This window comes from Exiguobacterium sp. s80 (assembly GCF_018618725.1).
In the GTDB taxonomy this organism is placed as follows: Bacteria; Bacillota; Bacilli; order Exiguobacteriales; family Exiguobacteriaceae; genus Exiguobacterium_A; species Exiguobacterium_A oxidotolerans.
The window spans coordinates 40,216-62,379 of record NZ_JACSMP010000005.1; the positions used below are offsets into that span (position 1 = coordinate 40,216).

Annotated in this window: 20 protein-coding genes; 12 read left to right on the top strand and 8 right to left on the bottom strand. The window is 44.7% G+C overall.

What is annotated here, in order from left to right:
* Positions 1 to 9: 9 nt before the first annotated feature.
* From KNP94_RS10445 to KNP94_RS10460, 4 genes are all read right to left on the bottom strand, one after another.
* Positions 10 to 1,200, bottom strand: a complete 1,191-nt coding sequence (locus KNP94_RS10445; RefSeq protein WP_214766642.1) for an EAL-associated domain-containing protein — start codon at positions 1,198 to 1,200, stop codon at positions 10 to 12.
* A 73-nt stretch (positions 1,201 to 1,273) separates the two neighbouring features.
* Entirely contained in the window at positions 1,274 to 1,540 is a 267-nt protein-coding gene (locus KNP94_RS10450) for a hypothetical protein (RefSeq protein WP_029332742.1), read from the bottom strand.
* A gap of 97 nt (positions 1,541 to 1,637) precedes the next feature.
* Positions 1,638 to 3,224 (bottom strand): degradosome RNA helicase CshA, encoded by a 1,587-nt coding sequence (gene cshA, locus KNP94_RS10455; protein WP_088836404.1) that lies wholly within the window; start codon positions 3,222 to 3,224, stop codon positions 1,638 to 1,640.
* Between the two features lie 337 nt (positions 3,225 to 3,561).
* Positions 3,562 to 4,416: a S1-like domain-containing RNA-binding protein gene (locus KNP94_RS10460; RefSeq protein ID WP_029332740.1), complete on the bottom strand. Its 855-nt coding sequence runs from the start codon at positions 4,414 to 4,416 to the stop codon at positions 3,562 to 3,564.
* Between the two features lie 237 nt (positions 4,417 to 4,653).
* Here KNP94_RS10460 and KNP94_RS10465 point away from each other — a divergent pair, with 237 nt between their 5' ends.
* The 7 genes from KNP94_RS10465 (at position 4,654) to KNP94_RS10495 (ending at position 12,021) form a co-directional block, all read left to right on the top strand.
* Positions 4,654 to 4,821 carry a hypothetical protein gene (locus KNP94_RS10465; RefSeq protein WP_204251421.1) on the top strand — a complete coding sequence of 56 codons (168 nt, stop codon included), beginning with the start codon at positions 4,654 to 4,656 and terminating at the stop codon, positions 4,819 to 4,821.
* 131 nt (positions 4,822 to 4,952) lie between these two features.
* Positions 4,953 to 5,258 (top strand): hypothetical protein, encoded by a 306-nt coding sequence (locus tag KNP94_RS10470; RefSeq protein WP_088836403.1) that lies wholly within the window; start codon positions 4,953 to 4,955, stop codon positions 5,256 to 5,258.
* Positions 5,259 to 5,297: 39 nt separating this feature from the next.
* Positions 5,298 to 5,555, top strand: coding sequence for a hypothetical protein (locus KNP94_RS10475; RefSeq protein WP_029332738.1), 258 nt, complete (start codon positions 5,298 to 5,300; stop codon positions 5,553 to 5,555).
* Positions 5,556 to 5,632: 77 nt separating this feature from the next.
* On the top strand, positions 5,633 to 6,331 hold the full coding sequence (locus KNP94_RS10480; RefSeq protein WP_088836402.1) for a lysophospholipid acyltransferase family protein: 699 nt from the start codon (positions 5,633 to 5,635) through the stop codon (positions 6,329 to 6,331).
* Position 6,332: 1 nt separating this feature from the next.
* Positions 6,333 to 8,225 carry an ABC-F family ATP-binding cassette domain-containing protein gene (locus KNP94_RS10485; protein WP_088836401.1) on the top strand — a complete coding sequence of 631 codons (1,893 nt, stop codon included), beginning with the start codon at positions 6,333 to 6,335 and terminating at the stop codon, positions 8,223 to 8,225.
* Positions 8,226 to 8,376: 151 nt separating this feature from the next.
* Positions 8,377 to 10,218 carry a GGDEF domain-containing protein gene (locus KNP94_RS10490; protein WP_088836400.1) on the top strand — a complete coding sequence of 614 codons (1,842 nt, stop codon included), beginning with the start codon at positions 8,377 to 8,379 and terminating at the stop codon, positions 10,216 to 10,218.
* Between the two features lie 12 nt (positions 10,219 to 10,230).
* Complete coding sequence (locus KNP94_RS10495) at positions 10,231 to 12,021, top strand: GGDEF domain-containing protein (protein ID WP_214766644.1); 1,791 nt, start codon at positions 10,231 to 10,233, stop codon at positions 12,019 to 12,021.
* A gap of 57 nt (positions 12,022 to 12,078) precedes the next feature.
* Here KNP94_RS10495 and KNP94_RS10500 read toward each other — a convergent pair whose 3' ends face one another.
* The 3 genes from KNP94_RS10500 to KNP94_RS10510 are packed head-to-tail and all read right to left on the bottom strand — an operon-like array spanning position 12,079 to position 14,352.
* Positions 12,079 to 12,723, bottom strand: a complete 645-nt coding sequence (locus KNP94_RS10500) for a hypothetical protein (RefSeq protein WP_214766646.1) — start codon at positions 12,721 to 12,723, stop codon at positions 12,079 to 12,081.
* On the bottom strand, positions 12,720 to 13,892 hold the full coding sequence (locus tag KNP94_RS10505; RefSeq protein WP_214766648.1) for a DEAD/DEAH box helicase: 1,173 nt from the start codon (positions 13,890 to 13,892) through the stop codon (positions 12,720 to 12,722). Before KNP94_RS10505 ends, KNP94_RS10500 begins: the two co-directional genes overlap by 4 nt.
* A 28-nt stretch (positions 13,893 to 13,920) precedes the next feature.
* Positions 13,921 to 14,352, bottom strand: coding sequence for a hypothetical protein (locus KNP94_RS10510; protein ID WP_088836396.1), 432 nt, complete (start codon positions 14,350 to 14,352; stop codon positions 13,921 to 13,923).
* A 347-nt stretch (positions 14,353 to 14,699) separates the two neighbouring features.
* On the opposite strand from KNP94_RS10510, the gene pflB reads away from it, so the two are divergent.
* The 3 genes from pflB to abc-f all read left to right on the top strand — a co-directional run bounded on the left by pflB (position 14,700) and on the right by abc-f (position 19,642).
* Complete coding sequence (pflB, locus tag KNP94_RS10515; protein WP_285801301.1) at positions 14,700 to 16,949, top strand: formate C-acetyltransferase; 2,250 nt, start codon at positions 14,700 to 14,702, stop codon at positions 16,947 to 16,949.
* Positions 16,950 to 16,973: 24 nt separating this feature from the next.
* A complete protein-coding gene (pflA, locus tag KNP94_RS10520) occupies positions 16,974 to 17,693 on the top strand; it encodes a pyruvate formate-lyase-activating protein (protein ID WP_214766652.1) in 720 nt (239 codons plus the stop codon).
* Positions 17,694 to 17,965: 272 nt separating this feature from the next.
* Positions 17,966 to 19,642, top strand: coding sequence for a ribosomal protection-like ABC-F family protein (gene abc-f, locus KNP94_RS10525; RefSeq protein ID WP_215115628.1), 1,677 nt, complete (start codon positions 17,966 to 17,968; stop codon positions 19,640 to 19,642).
* 172 nt (positions 19,643 to 19,814) lie between these two features.
* Here the strand turns inward: abc-f and rsgA are convergent, their stop codons facing one another.
* Positions 19,815 to 20,864: a ribosome small subunit-dependent GTPase A gene (rsgA, locus tag KNP94_RS10530; protein ID WP_088836392.1), complete on the bottom strand. Its 1,050-nt coding sequence runs from the start codon at positions 20,862 to 20,864 to the stop codon at positions 19,815 to 19,817.
* Between the two features lie 270 nt (positions 20,865 to 21,134).
* Between rsgA and KNP94_RS10535 the strand changes: the two genes are divergently transcribed.
* Together KNP94_RS10535 and KNP94_RS10540 are read left to right on the top strand one after the other, a co-directional pair.
* Positions 21,135 to 21,515 carry a lmo0954 family membrane protein gene (locus KNP94_RS10535; protein ID WP_029332726.1) on the top strand — a complete coding sequence of 127 codons (381 nt, stop codon included), beginning with the start codon at positions 21,135 to 21,137 and terminating at the stop codon, positions 21,513 to 21,515.
* 30 nt (positions 21,516 to 21,545) lie between these two features.
* A complete protein-coding gene (locus KNP94_RS10540; protein WP_088836391.1) occupies positions 21,546 to 22,160 on the top strand; it encodes a hypothetical protein in 615 nt (204 codons plus the stop codon).
* Positions 22,161 to 22,164 lie beyond the last annotated feature (4 nt).

Below are 22,164 nucleotides of genomic sequence, written 5' to 3' on the forward strand. Positions count from 1 at the left end.
ATTTCCTCCTTATTCACTTAACCGTTCTTGATATAAATAACTTGCTGAAATATCAGCAAATAAGAACATCCCATTATTTAGCGGCATACTGAACGTTCGCGTTTGTTCACTCGAACTGAAATCGACGTATCGATCAGAGAGGTATCCCGTATGCCGTCGTTCCATCGCAACCGTGGTCCGAATGAAGTACGGTCGAAAACTCCAGTTATAACCTTTGTAAAACGCATATGTTTTCCATCCACCGCTCTTTTTACTAACGTTTGATGATTTTTGAAAGCCATTCGCGTCTGTGATGTAAAAGCGAATGAATTCGGGTTCCATCTTTTGGGCCAGCCTAATTAACCATTCATCCAATGCTTCATCTGCTTTTAACGACTGGCAGTACTCATTAAACCGAATCGTCCAGTCTTGTTCGAGCTGGAACAAACGATTCATCTGTTCCCGGTCATATTTATAGAACATTGGCACTTCATGTAATAAGATTTCCATGCCTGGGCATGTCGTCACCCAGTCAGGTGTCGTCTCACCGAGTAGATTTCCCATGTAATAGCGCCCACCATGTTGCCATGCATACCGAAGTTGACCAAGATGGCTGATATTTTTGTAAAGAAGTGGCGCACCGAGCTGGTCACATAAGTGTTCCATCGTTTGTAACAGGTGCGGATAGCTCGCTGAAACGGTTTTTTTCTCAATCATCGAAGATAAGTCGACAATCAGCATGTCCGGCGACATGGCAAAAACGCGTTCTAAGCTCGTCGCCTCCGCACGATCAAGCGCAACCTTTAAGCCAGAGTTTTGATAGTACGCAACGATTCGTCCGAGTCGATCAAAGTCATCCACTTGGACATCGGTCAGTGTGACATATAACCGGTCTTCCGGAAAGTCGATCTGTGCGTCACGTAAGATACTCAAAAAATCTTCACCACCATTTTCGAATAACCAATCAGGTCGACAGCGGATTAAGACAAATGAATGCGCATCGGCCGGGACTTTTTGAAAAGCATGGCGAATGACATGACTCATGACTTCTAACTGGTATTCAATTGGTACATCATCTTCTTGAAAAAATGGCTTCAGCGGCTCACCGCGAAAATGAGATTGGATTTCATACCCTTCCACTTTAAAAGGTGCCGCTCCAACAATTGGTTGGAACCACGCCTCAATCTGTTCGGGATGAACAATGACATCTAATGCATCCATTCTTCTCCCCCCCTATTCTCTTGTTCTATCTTATCAAAAAAAAGACCACCCTGTAATCAGAGAGGCCCCGTCTTTAAAATAACGTTGTATCTTTTCTTAACGCAATGTACAAATAGACACCAAATGTCGCCGTTAAATAGATAATGCTCAGAACACCGTATTGAATGCCTGTAGCACCACCCTTACCAATCGCTAAGACGAGAAAAATAATCCCGCCAAACAATAACGTCGCTAAAGGGATATAACGAAAGTGTCCTTTTGTCGTCTGCTCGCTAATTTTTTTAGTTGCGATGAGCAGTCCAATCAGACAAATGAATGCTGCTGCATAAATGGTATACACGAACGATTCAGCCCTCTCTATATCTTTCATTGCTCATTTTATCATGAGAATTCATAAAAAAGAACCGACTTGTCTGTGACAAATCGGTTCGGATTTTTTACTTTTCAAAACGTGGTTTACGTCCGCCACGGTTACGATCACTTTCGCTACGGTTGCTACGACCAGCGTATCCACCTTCACGACGATCTGATGACGATGAACTACGGTTTCCTTCAGAAGGACGACCGCCTTCACGGCGCTCCCCACCACGCGGGTTGCTGCCACGGTATCCGCCACCACGGTTAGAAGAACCAGAACCTGATCCACCTTTATTGCCGTAAGGACGACGGTTACCACCGCCACCGTTGCTACCAAAACGTTTGACACGGATTGGTTCGATTGACGAAATTTGAACTGGAGTTGCATCCGGCTCTTTCGTTAATCCTTTAAGCGCTGCTGCGATTAATTCAACCGCTTCATACTCTTCAAGAAGTTCTTGCGCGAGTGTTGTATACTCTTGTGAGTTTTTCGCTTCTACACGTTTGATGAGTTCTTGTGCAGCAAGCTTCAAGTTGCCTTCCAAGATTTCGTCAAGTGTCGGTGCGTGACGACGTGACATTTTTTTGTTTGTTACACGTTCGATTGTTTTGATTTGACCAAATTCACGTGGTGTAACAAACGTGATTGCTGATCCCGTTTTACCAGCACGTCCCGTACGACCGATACGGTGAACGTAGCTCTCTGGATCTTGTGGTACATCAAAGTTGTAAACGTGTGTAACACCAGAAATATCAAGTCCACGTGCTGCAACGTCTGTCGCAACAAGGATATCGATTGTTCCTTTTTTGAAGCGACGAATGACTTGGTCACGTTTCGCTTGTGTTAAGTCACCGTGTAAACCGTCCGCCGTGTATCCACGTTGGATAAGTCCTTCCGTCATTTCGTCAACACGTTTTTTCGTACGACCAAAGATGATTGAAAGTTCTGGAGAATCTGTATCAATCAAGCGGCAAAGCACATCGAATTTTTGGCTTTCTTTTAGTTCGATGAATGATTGGTCGATGTTTTCGACTGTCATTTCTTTTGCTTTTACTTTGATGTGCGTTGGTGTTGTCATGAAACGATCCGCGATTTTACGAATCTGTGGTGGCATCGTTGCAGAGAACAAAAGTGTTTGACGAGTTGGCGGAAGTGTACCTAAGATTTTTTCGATATCTTCCACGAAGCCCATGTTCAACATTTCATCTGCTTCATCCAAGATGACTGTTTGAACGTGGTCAAGGTTTAATGTTTTACGGTTCATGTGATCCATTAGGCGACCAGGTGTCGCAACGACGATTTGTGGGTTCTTGCGAAGCGCACGAATCTGACGATCGATTTGCTGACCACCGTATACTGGCAATGCATGAACGCGTTTCATTTCACCAATGCGGTTAAGTTCTTCTGCTACTTGAATCGCAAGTTCACGAGTCGGTGCAAGAATCAACGCTTGGATATGGCGCGATTTTGCGTCAAGACGCTCAATCGTCGGAATACCGAATGCTGCTGTTTTACCAGTACCTGTTTGTGCTTGACCGATTAAGTCAACGCCGCTAAGACCGACTGGAATTGTTTCTGCTTGGATTGGAGTTGCTTCTTCAAAGCCCATTTTTAGGACACCTTTGATAAGTGCCTCACTAAGATTTAATTCACGAAATGTTGTCAATGCTAAATACTCTCCTTTGTCATATGAAAAGCGTCTGCCACTAAACAGACGCTACCGTAACGAATACAATCGACTACCTATTATAGCAGAAGCCCGTCCTTAAAGATAGAGGCTATTTCTACTGATAATAATGTTTAGGGAAGTCACCATCATAATCGTTGCCATAAGGGCGAGGGAAAGGCATGATGCCCGGACCGTTCAACGCTTTAAATCGCGCCGCTTGCCCCCACTAGTGATGGGGTTTTATTTGGAAATGGTCGCCGGTTAAAACCAGCCGCAACCACCAAAATGATGAATTCCTAACTATTTATTCGAAACGTAGGTGCAGTTGGCTAGCTTACTTCGTTAGCCGAATACCCGTTTCATGTTTTTCTATTTTTTTATCTTTCAACAATCGACCTAGAGCACGTTTGAAGGCAGCCTTACTTAGGCCGAATACCTCATCAATCGTCTCAGGAGGTGTCTTATCACCATACGCCATCTGACCGCCATGTTCAAGTAGGTGGTTCAGGATTAAATCCGCATCGATGTCGATTGCCTCGTGAGCACGTGGTCTTGCTGAAAGTAATACTGTACCATCTGGCTTCACATTTGTCACCCGTAATTTCATAACTTCTCCGAGACGCGGCCACCGTTCCATCTCTTGTTCATGTAGAAAACCAATCGATTGATCGTTCACCCAAACGTTGACACCCGGGTCGCGTTGAGCAAAAACAAGTCCTTCAACGTCCATGTTATTCCACTCTTCCGGTGCCGGTTGCGCCTTGAGATTGAAATAGGCATAAGGAGCCGGGTCACCTAACAAACGTAATTTTTGGTCATGTTTCAAACGAATGTAAAGTTCGTCTCCCTCTTCCGGCCAAAATGTCCGGCGTTGCGGAAGATCGTCCAGCGAGACGAGAACATCCTTTTGAATTCCGATGTTCGCAAAAACACCTGTATTGTAACGTGTTCCGTTAATCGGTGCTTTGACGTAATCCTCAAATGACGCTTCCGGAATCGTCATCGATGAGGCGAGACGCCCTTCATTGTCTTGATAAAGGAATACTTCGACCTCTTCTTCTAGCATGAGCGATTTCGTCTGTTCATTTTTATGAAGTAAGATATCCTCCGTACCATCACTTAAAAACACACCAAATTCTGCTTCACGCTCTACTTTTAATGTGACAACCTGTCCTGCACGTAGTGCCATTTATGGTCATCTCCTTTCATTAACTTGGTTAAGCTGAAACACTCAACTAACCGTAAGTTCTTTTCATCACCTTCAATACTATACTCTTTTTCAACCTATCTCCGACATCAAATGGAAGCGAACAGTTGTGACATTTTTGTGAACGAATCTGATTTAAGTGATTTTTTTGAAAAAAACAGATATGATAAAAGAATAGGAAAAAGAAGGTTTAGTTTTGGTAAATATGGGGGAAAAAATATGTTTCATGACATTCAATCGCGTTCTTTCGCAAGACGCTTTACAAAAACGTTAGTATTCGCTTTTTTCGCATTTCTCGCAACGATTGGAATTGTATTCGCTGAAGGGTCGAGTAGCACTGATTTGTCTCCAAAGACACCTGCACTCCAACAAATCGATACACCTTAAAATCTACATCTCATCGTGTAGATTTTTTTATTTGTTTCCGAGTTTTTACTGGACGATAAAGGAAATCCTGCTTCGTTAGCGAATTGCTTTACTAGACACACTTAGTAGAGTGACACGAAGGAGGAAGTACTGTGTATTTTTACTTATTTACGACGCTTACGGGTCTCATTAGTACATACCTTAGTTTTATCACGGGATATTATACCGATTCAGTCGGGATTTTCGTCTTCACCCTATCCATTTGTCTTTCACTTTCATCTTTTAGACAATTAATTCGTACGACATATCATGGTTATCATGAATATATGCAATACCGCCGCGTCAAAAAACAGTTGGAGCGTATGAAGAAACGGGAACACTCTTATCAATTGTCTTACGAACAAAATGACACAGTCGCATCACTTGCATTATCAACGACAGAACAGCATGATAAATAAAGAGTTTGACTTCATGTTTTTAGGAGGAACCGATTCATTATGAATGAAATACCACTATCCAACGGCTGGACACTTCGTTACTCACCTGTCATCGACTTATGGCTAAAAGAAGATGGTGTTTTACTCGTCGATCATGAAGATAAGGTACGTTTGACACTCATCCTCGATGAAGAGACGATGGAAATCAAACAAATCGATAATACGAATGCCTCGTTTTCCATCGATCCGACGACGAGACGCCTGACATTCGAACTCGGCGAGAGTGAAGAGGAATCTGAACCTCGTTACTGGGAATAAAGAAGAAGACCGGGTGCGATACCTGGTCTTTTTTTGTACAATAATAATACACAGTAAAAAAGGAGTTTGATGCCATCATGTTACGCACGATCATCTGGTTCATTCATTTTGGGCTAGTATTACCTCTTACATTACCATTTTTGCCTGGCGCAAAACGTCGAACACACGCCGCTCGCTACGCGTATACACAAAAAGTAGCACACGTTTGGGCGAATTCGCTCCTTCGCTTAGCTGGAGTGAAAGTCCGTCTGACAGGGGAAGAACATATTCCGTCTGATCAACCTGTCGTCTTCATCGCCAACCACCAAGGGAATTTTGACATTCCGATTTTGCTCGGACATATCGCAAAACCCAAAGCCTTTATTTCGAAAATCGAAGTCAATAAGATTCCAATCGTCAATGTCTGGATGAATTTAATGGGATGTGTCATGATTGACCGAAAAGATCGCCGACAGTCTTTAAAGGCGATTCGTGCCGGTGTCGAGACAATCAAAGATGGGCAATCGATGATCATCTTCCCGGAAGGTACTCGCTCGAAAGGCGGACCGATTGCTGAGTTCAAAGCAGGTAGCTTCACCCTAGCAACATCTAGTGGTGCACGCGTCGTTCCGATTGCCATTTCAGGAAGCTATCGTGTCATGGAAGAGACTGGTCGGATTCGACCGGCAACTGTCGATGTGACAATCCTTCCATCCATCGACCCTGCTACAATGACCCAAAAAGAACTCGTCGCTACTGTTGAACAACAAATCAAGCATATTGTAGAAGGAGTCTGACATGCTACTTAAAGTAGATCAATTAAAAAAAGAATTTGCTGATAAAATCGTTTTTGAAGACGTGACATTTTCCGTCACACCCGGAGACCGGATTGGAATTATCGGTGTCAACGGGACAGGAAAATCGACACTGCTCCATATTTTAGCAGGAAAAGAGACAGCTGATTTCGGTGAACTGCATCATCCGAACGATTACCGGATACGTTTACTTTCACAATCGACAGATTATCCGGAAGATCAAACAGTGATGGAAGTGCTCCTCTCCGGAAACACACCGACAATCAATGCTTTACGCCATTATGAAACGGCTCGTTTAGCGCTTGAACAAGATCCGACAAATGAAACGTTACTCAAACGATTCATCGATGCCCAAACGGAAATTGATGCCGCAAATGCCTGGGATACGGAGTCTCGCCTTAAAATGATTTTAACGCGACTTGGCATTACAGATTTAGAAGCAAAAATCGGTTCGTTATCGGGCGGCCAACGGAAGCGTGTCGGCTTGGCAGAAGCTTTGCTCGACGAAGCCGATCTATTACTACTCGATGAGCCAACGAATGAACTCGATGCAGAAACGATTACTTGGCTCGAATCACAGATCAAGGAATACCGTGGAGCGATTCTGTTGATTACCCACGACCGTTATTTCTTGAATCGTGTCACGAATCACATGATGGAAATCGCGAACGGGACGGCCCATTTTTATGTCGGAAACTATGAGTCATTCCTTGAAAAGCGGGCTGAGCGCCGCGAACGGACTGCTTCAATGGAAGAGAAGCGCCAAAACATTTTACGCCGTGAACTCGCTTGGCTACGTCGTGGTGCAAAGGCACGGACGACAAAACAAAAGGCACGGATTCAGCGTGTCGATGCACTCCAAGAACTCTCTTATGAAGAAGAAGAAGCAACACTTGAAGTACAAGTCGGTTCGACACGACTCGGTAAAAAAGTCATCGAAGCAACGGAACTTGGTCATACATTTGGTGAACGAACACTGTTCGAATCATTTAGCTGGTTATTCGGTCGAAAAGAACGTTATGGCATCGTCGGTCGGAACGGGAGCGGGAAATCGACACTGTTGTCGATTTTAGCGAAACAACTTGAACCGACTCAAGGGGAAGTCGTGCACGGGGAAACGGTCAAAGTTGGGTTTTATGGACAGTTCGCCGAGTTCACGCACCCGGAACGTCGTGTCATCGATGAAGTCGAACGGATCGCCCAGGTGATCACGACACTTGATGGTCAAGAAATCACAGCCAGTCAGATGCTTGAGCAGTTCTTATTCAAACCGGAAGCACAGTATAAGCCGATTGGTAAATTATCCGGTGGCGAAAAGCGTCGACTCAAGTTGTTGACGATCTTAATGGATGAACCAAACGTCTTGTTCCTCGATGAGCCGACGAATGATTTAGATACAGAAACGCTGTCGGTTCTTGAAGATTATCTCGAGTCCTTCCCCGGGACGGTTATCACAGTCAGTCATGATCGTTATTTCCTCGACCGTGTCGTCAATCGGTTACTTGCGTTCGAGAATAGTACGATTGTCTCTTATTATGGGCAGTATACGGATTACCTGGAACAGCGTGAGGATGAGACACCTGAAGCAGCTATCGTGACTGAGGTAAAAGAAGTGGTAGCTGCTCCAACCGACATCCCGAAAAAATTGTCTTATCAGGAACAACAAGATTGGACAACGATTGAGACACAGATTGAAAACGCGGAAGCTGCGCTTGAGCAACTCGAACAACAGCTCGCTTCGGCAGGTAGCGATATCGGGCAAGTTAATGAACTCTATCAAAAGATTGAGCAAGGAAAATCCCAACTCGATCAACTGATGGACTATTGGTCTTACTTGTCCGAGAAGATAGAGGCGTACGAATCTTATAAAAAATAATTTGTTTTTGATTTATTGTCTATTTGACCGTATATTTTCCTTTCCGGAAAAATGCGGTCTTTTTTCTTCTGTTCCAAGTACGTTTTTTCCAAATTGAGGGTAATGAATTATATAGTTAAACTGTTACTTTCATTAGACAGGAGGTTTTCTCATGTCAAAAGCGTTCAAACGAATGACAGGAGGAATCGTCATTTATTTGATTATCTCGTATACCATCCTTCTTTTAATTCCAAACTCATTCGTCTTACCCACAGCCGTCTTTTCAAGCTTTGTCGGGTCTTTATTGATTACGAGTGCCGCCATTTTATTTTATAGAAAAACACCTTCACCAGAACTTAAATGGATCCTCATTGCTGTAAGTGCTTATTTCATCGGAGACTTAGGTGGAGTTGTCAGTGGTTACTTTTCGCTCACGTCTGTCAATTTGAACGTCCTACTCGACTTTCCCTATACAATCCATCTCTTGACGATTACCATTTTTTTATTCCGTCTTTTGGATATTGAACATTTCCGTTCACAAAAGCTTTTAATTCTTGATTCATTGACACTTTTTACTGTCGCGATGATTGCTGGATACTTGACAATTTTTAAATACATCCCCGAATACACAAGAACGTTCGCGGAGCAGCTCAGCTGGGATATCTATTCATTCTTGACCATTCTCCTGACTCTTTTCTTTTTTTTACTCTATGCTTCCGGTTTAAAAAAACCGGTCTCGTTGTTCGCTTTTAGTTTTTTAATGGGTGGAACGTTTTTATTAGGTATGATCAACTTTTTATTTTACAGCTTTTTATTGAACGATTTTACTTTTTACGCAATGCTTTTATTACCGCTCTATCCGCTGAGTAGCTATTTTTTCATTAGTTTCCTAGTAACTTGGCATTTACCGATCATCGCTAAACAACAATTATTGTTACTTCGGATTGAACAAATTCTTCGTCCTTCTTTTTCATACATCTTACTATTACTGTTAATTACCTATGTCACGTTTTCACCTGTCACGACACGCTTCTACTTCATCACAATCGCGACCACTTTTTTACTTTTCTTAACGCGGCAGCTTTTTTCTTATCGCGAAAATGTACGCCTTTTACGAGAAACGACTTCGCTACAAGAAAATTTGGAAACCATCGTTTCACAGAAAACGGAGTTACTTCGGTTACGCGAACAAGAATTCAAGGCACTGTTCCTCTCCTATCCGCAAATGGTACTTGAAGTAAATCAAGCGAGTCACATTCTATCCGGAAATCCTGCAGCCATTCGAGAAGGATGGATGGAGAAGTCATTGAAAGACGAACAGGTCCGTCTTTTCAAACAAGTAATGGAGGCGCTACATGCCAATAAAGGGGTCCCTTCCTTATCAAAAACGTTTTATATCCCCCATGACGAAGAGGACCTCATCTACACGATGACGTCGATTTGTATAGCCGATCAAGAACGTGTCTTTATCATTTTATCCGACGTCACAGAAGATGTTCGCCAAGAACAATGGTTGGAGAAATTAGGAAATCATGACGCTTTGACCCGTTTACCGAATCGGCGCTTTTTTGAAGAACAATTGCAGACTCTCCTCCCTACCATACGACATGGATCGTTATTGTTTGTTGATTTAGATGGTTTTAAAGCTATCAATGATACGTACGGGCATGATGCTGGAGATTTATTACTTCAAGAAACCGCAGGCCGGCTACAACAACTAATTCAAGGAGAGGAGCTTGTCGCCCGTTTAGGAGGAGACGAATTCATTTTATTCACCGTTCGAGACGAAGATGAGACGACTGCATTTGCGAGTAAGTTGCTCGCATCACTCAATGAGCCGTTTTATATTAAAGATCAAACGATGTCTGTCACACCGTCCATCGGTATTTCGCTTTATCCGAGTGATGGAAAAAGTTCGAATGTCCTTTTGATCCGTGCAGACGAAGCCATGTATCACATTAAAAATACGAACAAAAATAATTTTCAGTTCGCCGCTCAACTAAAACGCAACTAGGAGGAAACGCATATGCAACGATCCCCCTACTTCATCAGATGGTTCCCTTCACTACTAATCATTTCTTTGATTTTAATTCTCTATTCATACACGCAAGGCTCATTCATGAACCACCTTGTCGAACAAATTCTAGAGTACTTGTCATTTCTTTTAATCGGACTTTTCATCCTCATCGCCTATAAAAAAGAACGGTCACTCGTCGTGCCAAGACGAAAATTTTGGATCATCGCCTTCATTTCACTTATCTTCTCGCTAGCTGCTTCGATTTTTGAAACCATTAACTTATTCAGTAATACGCTGTCTTTTCCGAACAGTTATAGCTTAATTTGTTTCTCCATTTCGCACTATATATTTTTAATCGGACTTTTTTACCGGATTGCTTCACAAAAGAGTTTTTCACAACATCTGCTTGCATTCGTGGATGCTCTAATCATCGTCGTTTTTTTAGGACTTGCTGCTTTTCATACATTAAGCGAACTGGCCGACCCGACAGCTAGTACGTTCCCGTACGATATGATCGTCGTCCTCAACACTTCACTCGGATTGTTTGTTCTCTTCTACTTCTTTTTTGTTCAAGAAACACACTGGGTTTCCCGAACGACGTTATCTCTATTATTCTTTTCACTGTTCATTCGTGGCATGTATGAAGTATCTGCTGTATACTTTCCAGATTTCACGGAACAATATTTAGTCTTTTCTCCTGTATTGATTCGTCTTGTTCAAAGTGCAGCAATCTTATGGCACCTTGATCACATCACTGAAGGTAAACAAGCGTCTCCTGTCGTTCAGAGAACTTGGCTGCCTTTGCTCGCAATTCCACTATTTTTACATTATGTCATCGAACTCGAAGGTAAAAAATTTGATGTGTTCATCATCTTATTGTTACTAATCATTCGACAAATCATCATCGCTCGGCAACATACGTTGCTCGTGCAAAAGTTAAACGAGCGAAACGAACAGTTAGCCGAACGCATCGAACACCGGATCCGGCAAATCAAAGAAAGTGAGCAACAAGTCCTGCCACTGTTTTCAAGTCATCCTGATCCAATCATCCGTTTTGATCAAAACGAAACAGCGACGTATGCCAATCTTGCGGCTCAAGCAACGTTTAAGCTTTCTGCCTTGTCAATCGAAGTACCCACTCACTCAGTCTTACATCTTCAGTCTTCCTTACAGCTTGATTCCAATCGTTATCTCGATGAATCTAACCGCCAATATGAATTAACAAAAATCCCCATCCACATCGCTTCAAAATCGGCCGGTCATTTCTTAGCCTTACACGACGTAACAGAACAAAAGGAGCGGCAGCAACGGATTGAATACCACGCGTTTCATGATGTTTTAACTGGTATCGGTAACCGTCGTTCGCTCGAACGGACATTCTTATCGATTGACCAGTCCGTAAACTATCTGGCGTTACTTGATTTAGACGGTTTTAAATTAGTCAACGATACGTATGGGCACGAAGCTGGTGATTATGTCTTAATCGAAGTTGCTCGTAGAATAAGTCTAGACCTCGAACGCGAAGAGTCAGTTTACCGGCTGGGTGGTGATGAGTTCGCCTTGCTAACTTCAGCGAAAGATGAACTTTCACTCCGACGTCGCTGTAAACATTTCTTACAATTATTGCGTCGCCCTTATGTTTATAAAGGGCAAACGTTACATGTCTCGGCCAGCATCGGAGTCGCTCCATTTTTCGAAAACGATGATTTAGAAAGTTGGCTGAAACATGCTGATCTCGCCATGTATCGCATCAAAAACCGTAAAAAAAACGATATTGCGCTGTACCATCAAGATTTTTAAACGAACAAACGTCCATTCACCCTAGCTTAGGATTGAATGGACGTTTGTTTTTTGCTGTTATGCTTCAGGTCGTGGTGCAATGTTTCCCTCTTCGATATCGAGTAATAAGTCAATCAACTCCGCACAAAATTCAGGATACTGACGCAATAGTGCGTCGTCACCGACTTCATCGACAAAATCAGCTAAAAGAACACGCACTTCAGGTACAAGTGCCCGTGCAACCTTCATATAGGCGATTGCGAATCGCCATTTGCCTGAAATGTAGAGAAGTTTGCCGACTAACAGATCGCCAACCGCAACGTCAATCTCTGTCAAATCGGTCTGATACGTTTGTTCCGACATGATGTCGAAGACGCCGTCTTCTTTTACAAGGAAAAGCGACGGAACAGGATCGGCCAGTCCTCTTAAGGCACGATACAGACTTTGAGACATGTCTTCTTTGACTTGTTCTAAAAAACGACCATGCGGTGTTTTCCCTTGTTCATCGGTCTCATAAAAAATGGCCCAATCGACGAACAAGTCTCGGAATAACTCAGCATCTTTTAAATACCAACGTCCTTCCGTCGCGATTTCTTCGATAAATGCGACCCAATCGGTGCTTCGAGCAGTGGCTGCTTCTTGATATAAAGTTTTGAGCGCTGTGTTCATCTCTGCTTCGGATACAGTCGTCGGAAACGGGATAATCTTTCGCTCACTTTTCATCGTGTTGGTCCTTTCCGGTGTGGTTTCGCCGGACTTTTAAGCGCTTCCGGTTCCGTGACTTCACGTTTTGGAATCACTTCCCCGCCATAAATCTCCATCGGTTCAATTTCCACACCCATTTGTTTCGCTAATGCTTTCAGGTGTTTCAGATCATGATCCGTGACGAGCGCAAGGACCATACCGGACGCGTTCCCACGCCCTGTTCGACCTGAGCGGTGGACAAAATCATCAAGGGATTCCGGTAAATCATAATGCACGACATGCGTGACGGCATCAATGTCCAGACCGCGTGCAGCAAGCCCTGTCGTGACGAGTAACGGAAACTCTCCCCGCTTATATGAACGTAACGTCTCCATCCGTTCTCTTTTCCCTTTTTCGGCATCTAAAATCCGGTATTTCAGCGAAAACTTGCTTAATTCACCGTTTAACGGACCGAGGAAAGAACGGTTGTTTATGAACGTCAACACTTTGACCTGTTGCATATTAGACAAACGACGCAACATTTCCGGTTTCAGACGACGGGATGTTTCGATGTAACCGAACTTGACTTGCGTCGTCTCCGTCCGTTCAACTCGGATGACTTCTGGATCATTCGAAAGTGTCCGTCCCCATGCTGCTGTCCGTTCAGGCAATGTTGCTGAAACGAGTGCTAACTGGCGGTCACGAAGCGCACTGTTCGCGATGCGCGTCGCTGATGCACTCATTCCACTTTCGTAGATTTGATCAGCCTCATCTAAAACAATCAATTTTACTTTATGCATCTTCAACTTTTTTGAATCAATCAACTCAACTAAGCGTCCTGGTGTCCCAACAATAATTTGTGGTTTTTTCTTGAGACGCTCATATTGACGTTTTAATTCAACGCCACCGATGAACGCACCTGACTTAATCCCGCTTCCTTGGGCAAATAATTGGATGACTTGATGAATTTGCATGACCAGTTCTCGTGTCGGTGCCGTAATCGCGACTTGAACGTGTGGTTCATTCGGATCGATGCGCTCGAGGGCTGGAATGACATAAGCGAGCGTTTTCCCAGTTCCTGTCGGCGCTTCGACTAAGACATCTTTCCCCTCACGGATTAGAGGAATGGCTTGTTCTTGAACGGGCATCATTTGTTCAAAGCGTGCTCGTTCCCACGCTTCATTAATAAAAGGTTTAGTAAAATTCATAACGTATCTTCTCCTACTCTCTTGTCTATCATTCTGTTACATATTCGAAACGATCATCGGTTTCAGTTTTAATACCGCGTAACGTCTGCGTATATTCATTTCCAGAATCGATTAACCGAATATGAAAAACGATTTCTGTCTCATTTTGTTGATCTGCACTTAACACTTCGAAACCTTGCGCCATTCGATCTTGCAGCTCAACAGCAAGTGTTTCAAAACCAGCAAGTACAGGATAAGTTGCTCTGACATCGATTGGGCGTCGAACTAATCGTGCGAGGTACTTCTGGTCGTAACCGATAAAGTCCTCGAAATCAAAATCATCTTCAAACCGGAGCCAAAACCCGTCGTCTTCAAACTCGGTGATCATCCCGATCCGTTCTGTTCCTTCAGTTGATACTTTTAGGGAAACCCAGTCCCCTGTTCGATAGTCTGCTTGCTCTTTTAATGGCGAAAACTCCATTCACTCCACCTCCACGTTCTATATTCCCTTTTTCATTGTCAACGATACGTCCTAAAAATACAAGGTAGCGCCGCGTGACTTTTATCACACTAGCTTCTGTCTCTATCCATTCCACTACAAATTAATGATACAGCTACAGAAAAATCCTTTCACAGCAGTCTTTTTCTGTTTTTCGAACACGGGACACTGACTGATACAATTTACTGTGAAGTAAGTCATAGCAACACTTTTACATTTGTTAAAAGATTCACATATACGTAAAACCTCTATCCCGAATTGTTTGTTACACTATTCACATAAGAGATGTATTAAGAACCGCTGACCTTACTAATGAAGGAGTGTTGATGATGTTACTTGAAAAAACACAAGCATGGCAACGATTCGAAGGTGGAGAATGGATGGAAAAGATTGATGTCGCTGATTTCATCCGGCGCAATCGCTCAGAATACACAGGAGACGATCAGTTCCTCGCCGGTCCGACCGATGCAACCAACACGTTATGGCAACAAATCATGCAGTTAACAGAAGAAGAACGAATTCGTGGTGGTGTCTATGCCGTTGATGCTGCGACTCCATCTTCAATTCTTTCGCACGGTCCAGGTTACCTCAATCCTGAACTCGAAAAAATCGTTGGTCTACAGACCGATGAACCATTCAAACGTTCGATTCATCCGAACGGTGGTATCCGAATGGTCAATGATGCCTTAGAAGCGTATGGTTTTAAATCAGATGACACTGTTACACAGATTTTTAGCGAGTACCGTAAAACGCATAATCAAGGGGTTTTCGATGCGTATACGCCCGAAATGCGTGCTGCCCGTAAAGCCGGTATCATCACTGGACTTCCTGATGCGTACGGTCGCGGACGGATCATCGGTGATTACCGTCGCGTCGCCCTTTATGGAACAGCTCACCTCATTGCTGCAAGAAAAGCGGATTTGAAAGCACACGGTGGATTTTTATCAGAAGCGATGATTCGTGATCGCGAGGAGATGAACGAACAACTCCGCGCCCTTCATGAACTGACAGAACTCGGTAAACGTTACACATGTGACTTATCACGACCAGCTGAAACGGCCCAAGAAGCATTCCAGTGGGTCTATCTTGCTTATCTCGCAGCAATCAAAGAACAAAACGGAGCAGCGATGTCGCTCGGTCGCGTTTCGACCTTCCTTGATATTTATATCGAACGTGACTTGCAAACGGGTCGGTTGACAGAAGAGAGTGCACAAGAACTTGTCGACCACTTCGTAATGAAACTTCGCATCGTCAAGTTTCTTCGGACACCCGATTACAACGAACTCTTTTCCGGTGACCCAACGTGGGTAACGGAATCAATCGGCGGTATGAGTGAAGATGGTCGCTCGAACGTCACAAAAAGTTCGTTCCGCTTCTTGCAGACACTCGTCAACCTCGGTCCGGCACCTGAACCGAACTTAACCGTTTTATGGTCACCAAAACTTCCACGGGGCTTCAAAGATTTTTGTGCGAAGATGTCCATCCTGTCTAGTTCGATCCAATATGAAAATGATGACTTGATGCTTCCGATTTATGGTGATGATTACGGGATTGCTTGTTGTGTCTCAGCAATGAAAATCGGTAAACAAATGCAATTCTTCGGCGCCCGGGCGAACTTAGCAAAAGCCTTACTCTACACGTTGAACGGTGGCGTCGACGAAAAACTCAAAATTCAAGTCGCCCCTTCTTCCGACTTGATTTTAGATGACGTGCTCGATTATGAAACCGTCATGGCCGCCTATGATAAACAATTGGATTGGTTAGCTGAGCTCTATGTCAATACACTGAATGTCATTCACTTCATGCATGATAAATATAGTTATGAGCGCATTGAAATGGCACTCCACGATCCTGAAATTTTACGGACGATGGCTTGTGGGATTGCCGGATTATCCGTTGTCGCCGATAGTCTGTCAGCGATTCGTTATGCTAAAGTCACACCAATCCGAGATACGGATGGCATTACAGTCGACTTTAAAATCGAAGGCGATTTCCCGAAATTCGGAAATAACGATGATCGTGTCGATCAAATGGCCGTCGATCTCGTCGAACTCTTTATGGAAAAAATCCGGAAACATCCAACGTATCGTGATGCTTTACCAACCCAATCTGTTCTGACGATCACGTCAAACGTCGTGTACGGTAAAAAAACCGGGAATACCCCCGATGGTCGTCGTGCTGGCGAACCGTTCGCACCGGGAGCAAATCCAATGCACGGACGTGACACACGTGGTGCAGTCGCTGCGTTGACTTCTGTCGGCAAATTACCTTATGAGCATGCCTTAGATGGTATTTCCTACACGTTCTCAATCGTTCCGAAAGCACTCGGAAAAGATGAAACAACACGTATCAACAATACAGTCGGTCTACTTGACGGCTATATGGGCGGTACGACTACCCGTGGTCATCACTTAAACGTCAACGTGTTCGATCGCGCCACTTTACTCGATGCGATGGAGCATCCTGAACTTTATCCACAGTTGACGATTCGTGTATCGGGTTATGCCGTCAACTTCATTAAGTTGACACGCGAACAACAAATCGATGTCATCAACCGTACATTCCACGGTGCACTTTAACTTCTCTGAAAGGACTTGATCACTATGACTTACGGGACGGTTCACTCTGTCGAATCTTGTGGGACTGTCGATGGTCCCGGTATTCGTTTCATCGTCTTTACGCAAGGCTGCCCGCTGCGCTGCCAATATTGCCACAATGCGGACACCTGGGAATTCGATTGTGGTCGAAAAGTATCACCGGAAGAAATCATCAAAGAAGCGAACAGCTATCGTTCCTTCTTTGACGCAACGGGTGGAGGGGTGACCTTCTCCGGTGGCGAACCGTTGGCTCAACCCGAGTTTTTAGAAGCCTCGCTGCGTGAAGCAAAACGAAACGGCTTGCATACCGTCATCGATACAGCAGGTTCGGTCGTCCCGAAAAACCTGGATCAAATCCTAGACTATACAGATCTCGTCTTACTCGATATCAAGCACATCGATGATGCGACGTGCCGGATTTTGACCGGGCGAAGTAACGTCAATACACTAGCCTTCGCAAAATTGCTCGCAGAACGAAACATTCCCGTCTGGATTCGCCATGTCCTTGTCCCCGGCGTGACGATGACGGAAACGTTTTTACGGCAAACAGGTGAATTCATTCGAACACTCGGAAATGTCGAACGGGTTGAAGTCCTCCCCTATCACCAATTAGGTGTCTATAAATGGGAGGCACTCGGGCTCGAATATGCGCTAAAAGATGTCTTACCGCCTACCGCGGAGGAAACGTTTGCCGCGCAAGATTTACTCAACTCGTACTTGTCATGATTGATGTGACTTGATAGACTGAACACATAGTCTATGAAACGGAGGTACAATACCGAAATGAAGCAATCACTCGCTAACGTCTAATGATGAATGAACTCATCACTTTCGCAATCGCTTGCGGATGACTGACGCTACGAGTCTGCTCAATTTCGGTATTTCCCTATTTCAGGTGGATACCTTCTTTGAATTGCACTCCCGCACACCATCCGTACGCTCAGGATGGTGTGTTTTCATTTCATCTCAACCGAAATGAAACAAAGGGAGCTGAGCTTATGCCAACTGAAGTATTATCCATCCATGATTTACAAATCGATTTTGCCGGGCAGTGTCTTTTCCACGATGTCACGTTCTCCATCCGCGACGGCGAACACGTCGCCTTGGTCGGACCGAACGGCGTTGGAAAAACGACGCTCTTGCGCGCCATCCTAAAAGAAATCATCCCGACGACCGGGACAATCCATCGCACGTATGACCGGATCGGGCTCTTAGCCCAACAAATCGAACCCTCGACAAGTGTAGCAATTCAAATCGTCGAACAGGCGGATGTAACCCGTTACGACTTACGTGAACGTGCCTTAACCACTGAAGCCGTGGCCGACTACCAGGCTGCCGTTGACGCAGATGCCTTCACGCTCGAAGCCGATGCGAGGCGTGTCCTGAAAGAAGTTCAACTCGAGCAATCTCTTTGGTTTCAGCCTTTGAACACACTGAGCGGCGGCGAACAGACCCGGATTCAACTTGCATGTCTACTGTTGAAGAAACCGGACTTCATCCTGCTTGATGAACCGACCAACCATTTAGATGAAGACACACTCGAGTGGCTCGTCGCGTGGACGCGTCAAACGAAGACGACGATGCTCTATGTTTCACATGAGCGTGCCTTTATCGATGCGACGGCTGACGCCGTCATTGAATTGACTGAAGCAGGAGCGGCACGTTACGAAGGAAACTATGAGATTTACCGTACGTTAAAGGAACAAGAACGGACTGCACAGTGGCATCAATATGAGAAGCAAGAACGAACACGAAAAGAACTCACCCGGATGATTGGTCAATATCAAAATTGGCATCAAAAAGCGACGGCTAGTGCAAGTGAACGAGATCCGTACGCGAAAAAAAAGGCTGCAAAACATGCGACAAAAGTCAAAGCAAAAGAAAACCAGCTCGAACGCCTACTGGAACACCGGGTCAAAAAACCGGAAACGCCGTCCCACGTCCATGTCAGATTCGAAGCAGAACATTTTTTAGCGAAACGTCTCGTTTCAGTCGATGCTCTCTCATTCGACTATCCGCATCGCCGGCTCTTTCAGGATGTGTCGTTCTCCATCCAGCGTGGCGATCGAATCGCGTTGATTGGTCGAAACGGTTCTGGGAAAACGACGTTATTACGTCTTTTACTTGGAGAATTGGTGCCATCTGCCGGTATCATCAAACGGCACCCGACTTTAAAAGTCGGTTACTTTTCTCAAGTTCTATCCACTTTACCGAATACCGGCACACTACTTGATGCCTTGCTTGAGACGAGCGAGATTTCGGAAACAGATGCCCGGACACTACTCGCGTGCTTTTTATTTCGGCGGGAGACCGTCTATAAACCAATCGCTGAAGCGAGTATGGGCGAGAAATGCCGGATTGCCTTTTTACGCCTCTATTTTTCCGGCGCGCATTTACTCATCCTCGACGAACCGACGAATTACCTTGATCTTGCGACACGGGAACAAATCGAAGCGGCACTCGAAGTTTTTCCCGGTGAGTTGCTGTTTGTTTCCCATGACCGTTATTTTACCGATCGTTTATCAAACCGAACGATTTCCTTGACCGGTGACTTCACAGTCCATCCTGTCGGAACAAAGGCTTTACGGGAACAACGTGCTTCTGATTCGGATGGAATCCGGGCTGACTTACGGCGTTTGAATGAACTGACCGGTGAAATCGACTTTGATGTGTAATTGACGGAAGTCACATCACGAACTGATTTTTAGCACGATGATAAAAGCATGCTAACTTAAAAAGAAATACGGTACTTTTCCATGCGCCTCCCACATGCGTATCTAATTACCGCGAACGAAAAAAACGCTGATGATTCCCTGTAAAGAAGGGGAACATCGGCGTTTCGTTTACTTATCTTTTTTGATACTTTAATTTTGTATGTGCCTGCGCGTTTTTCTGAATCTTCTTCCACTTTTCTTTTTCGGCAGCTTGTAGCGCTACACTTTGCTTCCGTTCAGCATAGGCAATTTCCCGTTGCAGCTTCAGATAACTTTCCCAGCGTTCGTGCGGAAGACTTCCATCTTCCAATGCTTGGCGGACTCGACACCCGGGTTCATTGCCATGTTGGCAATCCCGGAAACGACAGTTTTCAGCGAGCGACTCAACATCAGAAAAAGTCGAAGTCAGACCGTCACTTCCGTCCCATAGTCCCAGTTCACGCATACCCGGTGTGTCGACGAGCAACAGACCGTTCGCTAATCGTTTGAGTTCACGGTGCGTCGTCGTATGCCGTCCGCGTTGATCGTCTTCTCGCACGCCACCTGTTTCCATCAACTGTTCCTCTGCTAACGCATTAACGAGTGTCGATTTCCCGACACCGGATGAACCGACGAGGACAATCGTCTCACGTGGTTCGAGAACATCTCGAAGACTTTCCAACCCGTCACCGGTCAACGAATCAATCGCAACATAAGGTGTCCCGAAGGCAATTCCTTCAATCTCAGCCAACTCGGACTCGACGGATTCCATCAGACTTCGTTTCGTCAAAACAATGATCGGCTTGACGCCAGCTTCCCAGGCGACCGTTAAATAACGTTCAAGCCGCCGGACATTAAAATCGTGACCGAATGCCATGACGAGCAAAGCTACGTCAACATTCGCACAAATGATTTGTTCTTCGACTTCCGTACCCGCTGCTTTTCTTGAGAATTGTGAGGTCCGCGGAAGAACTTGCTCAATCCGTCCTAATCCCGCTTCTCGCTCTGTCTGGATGATCCAATCCCCTACTGCGGGAAGATCTGCTTTCGTCAATGCCTCAAAGCGCATCTTTCCAGATAATTCACTAAGCGTCTCGCCAGCAGCCGTCATGACACGATACTGTTTTTGAAAGACTGCAGTGATCCGTCCTAAATTTTCATGTTCTCCTGCCTCATGTGCAGGTGGTTTACCCCATTCGTTCAAATGGTTTCCTCCTCTAATTTAAGGGAGGGAAACCCCTCCCTGTTCTCCAGTACGTGTTTGATTTACGTTGATTTGCACATTCATAAACCTCACTCCTCTCCAGTAACTTCCTTTGTATTTTATCATATGTAGCCACTTCAAAAACCGTTGGGCGATAAAGTCAGACCTTACTACTCCGCCTCAAGGCCGAGACGAATACGGTCCGAGGGGCGTCGTCGTTTTTTTCACCATCCCTTATCATAAAGGTATCAAGTAAAAGGAGGCTTCATCATGAAGCAATCAAAAGGCAAACAGGCTTTGATGATACTTGCTGGTATCGCTCTTCTCGCAGTCGTCATCGGGACACTCCCACATATGATTGGACTCGGGCTCGGTGGACTGCTTGCATTTTACGCCATCAGTAAGTTTATCCGTTCAACAAAAGTCATCGCAAAAATCGGTTTTGGTTTACTCGCAGCAGTCGGAATCGGCTTAGCCCTTTCAAACATTTGGGCGGTATTCGGTATCGCGGCAGCACTTGCCCTCTACATCGGTTACATGCGGATGAAGATGGAACGTGTGAACCCAAACGATTTATTTTCTCGCCGTCGTCGGTCAAACGCGTCTCATTTTGAGGCAGATTGGAAAGACCTCGATCAAAAACGCTTTTAATCGCTACTTATACTCAAGGAGGAATTCACAATGAAGAACGTATTCGACCAACTCAATGATTTTGCTAACCAAATGATGACGGAAGTCAAAAAGGCAGCCGAGCAAGGTGAAGTCCCGGCTAAAAAATTAGTCCGTCATATCCGGATTACCGAATCTGATTTAAAAGAAATCGACCGGCTACTCGAACGTCAACGGTCACTCCTAAGCGAACTCACACAAAAACAAGATGAAGCAAAAGAACTAGCTGATAAGCGGTTTGCCCAAGTCGAAATTGCTAAACAAGCTGAAGAGCAGGAACTTGCAGAACGCGCCGCTATCGAATCCAAACATTACGGTGAACAGTTCCGTTTCTTCGAAGAGTTGATTGTTGAAACGAAACGGGAATTGACGCAACTTGAACGGGAAGCACTCGAGTTGAAACTTAAACTCGAAGACTTGCAAAATAAACGCTATGAGTGGATGATGCGGGAAAACGTTTCTAATTTAAAATCAAAGATGAACCAGGTGCTAGAACGCGAACCAAATGCTACTATTAAACAAGAAGAACATCCGTTTACGGCAGCAGAACCGGATGTCGCAGAACAAACACCAGAAGACGACATCGATTCACGTATTGCGGAACTCGAACGTCGCTTCCAAAAATAAGTAT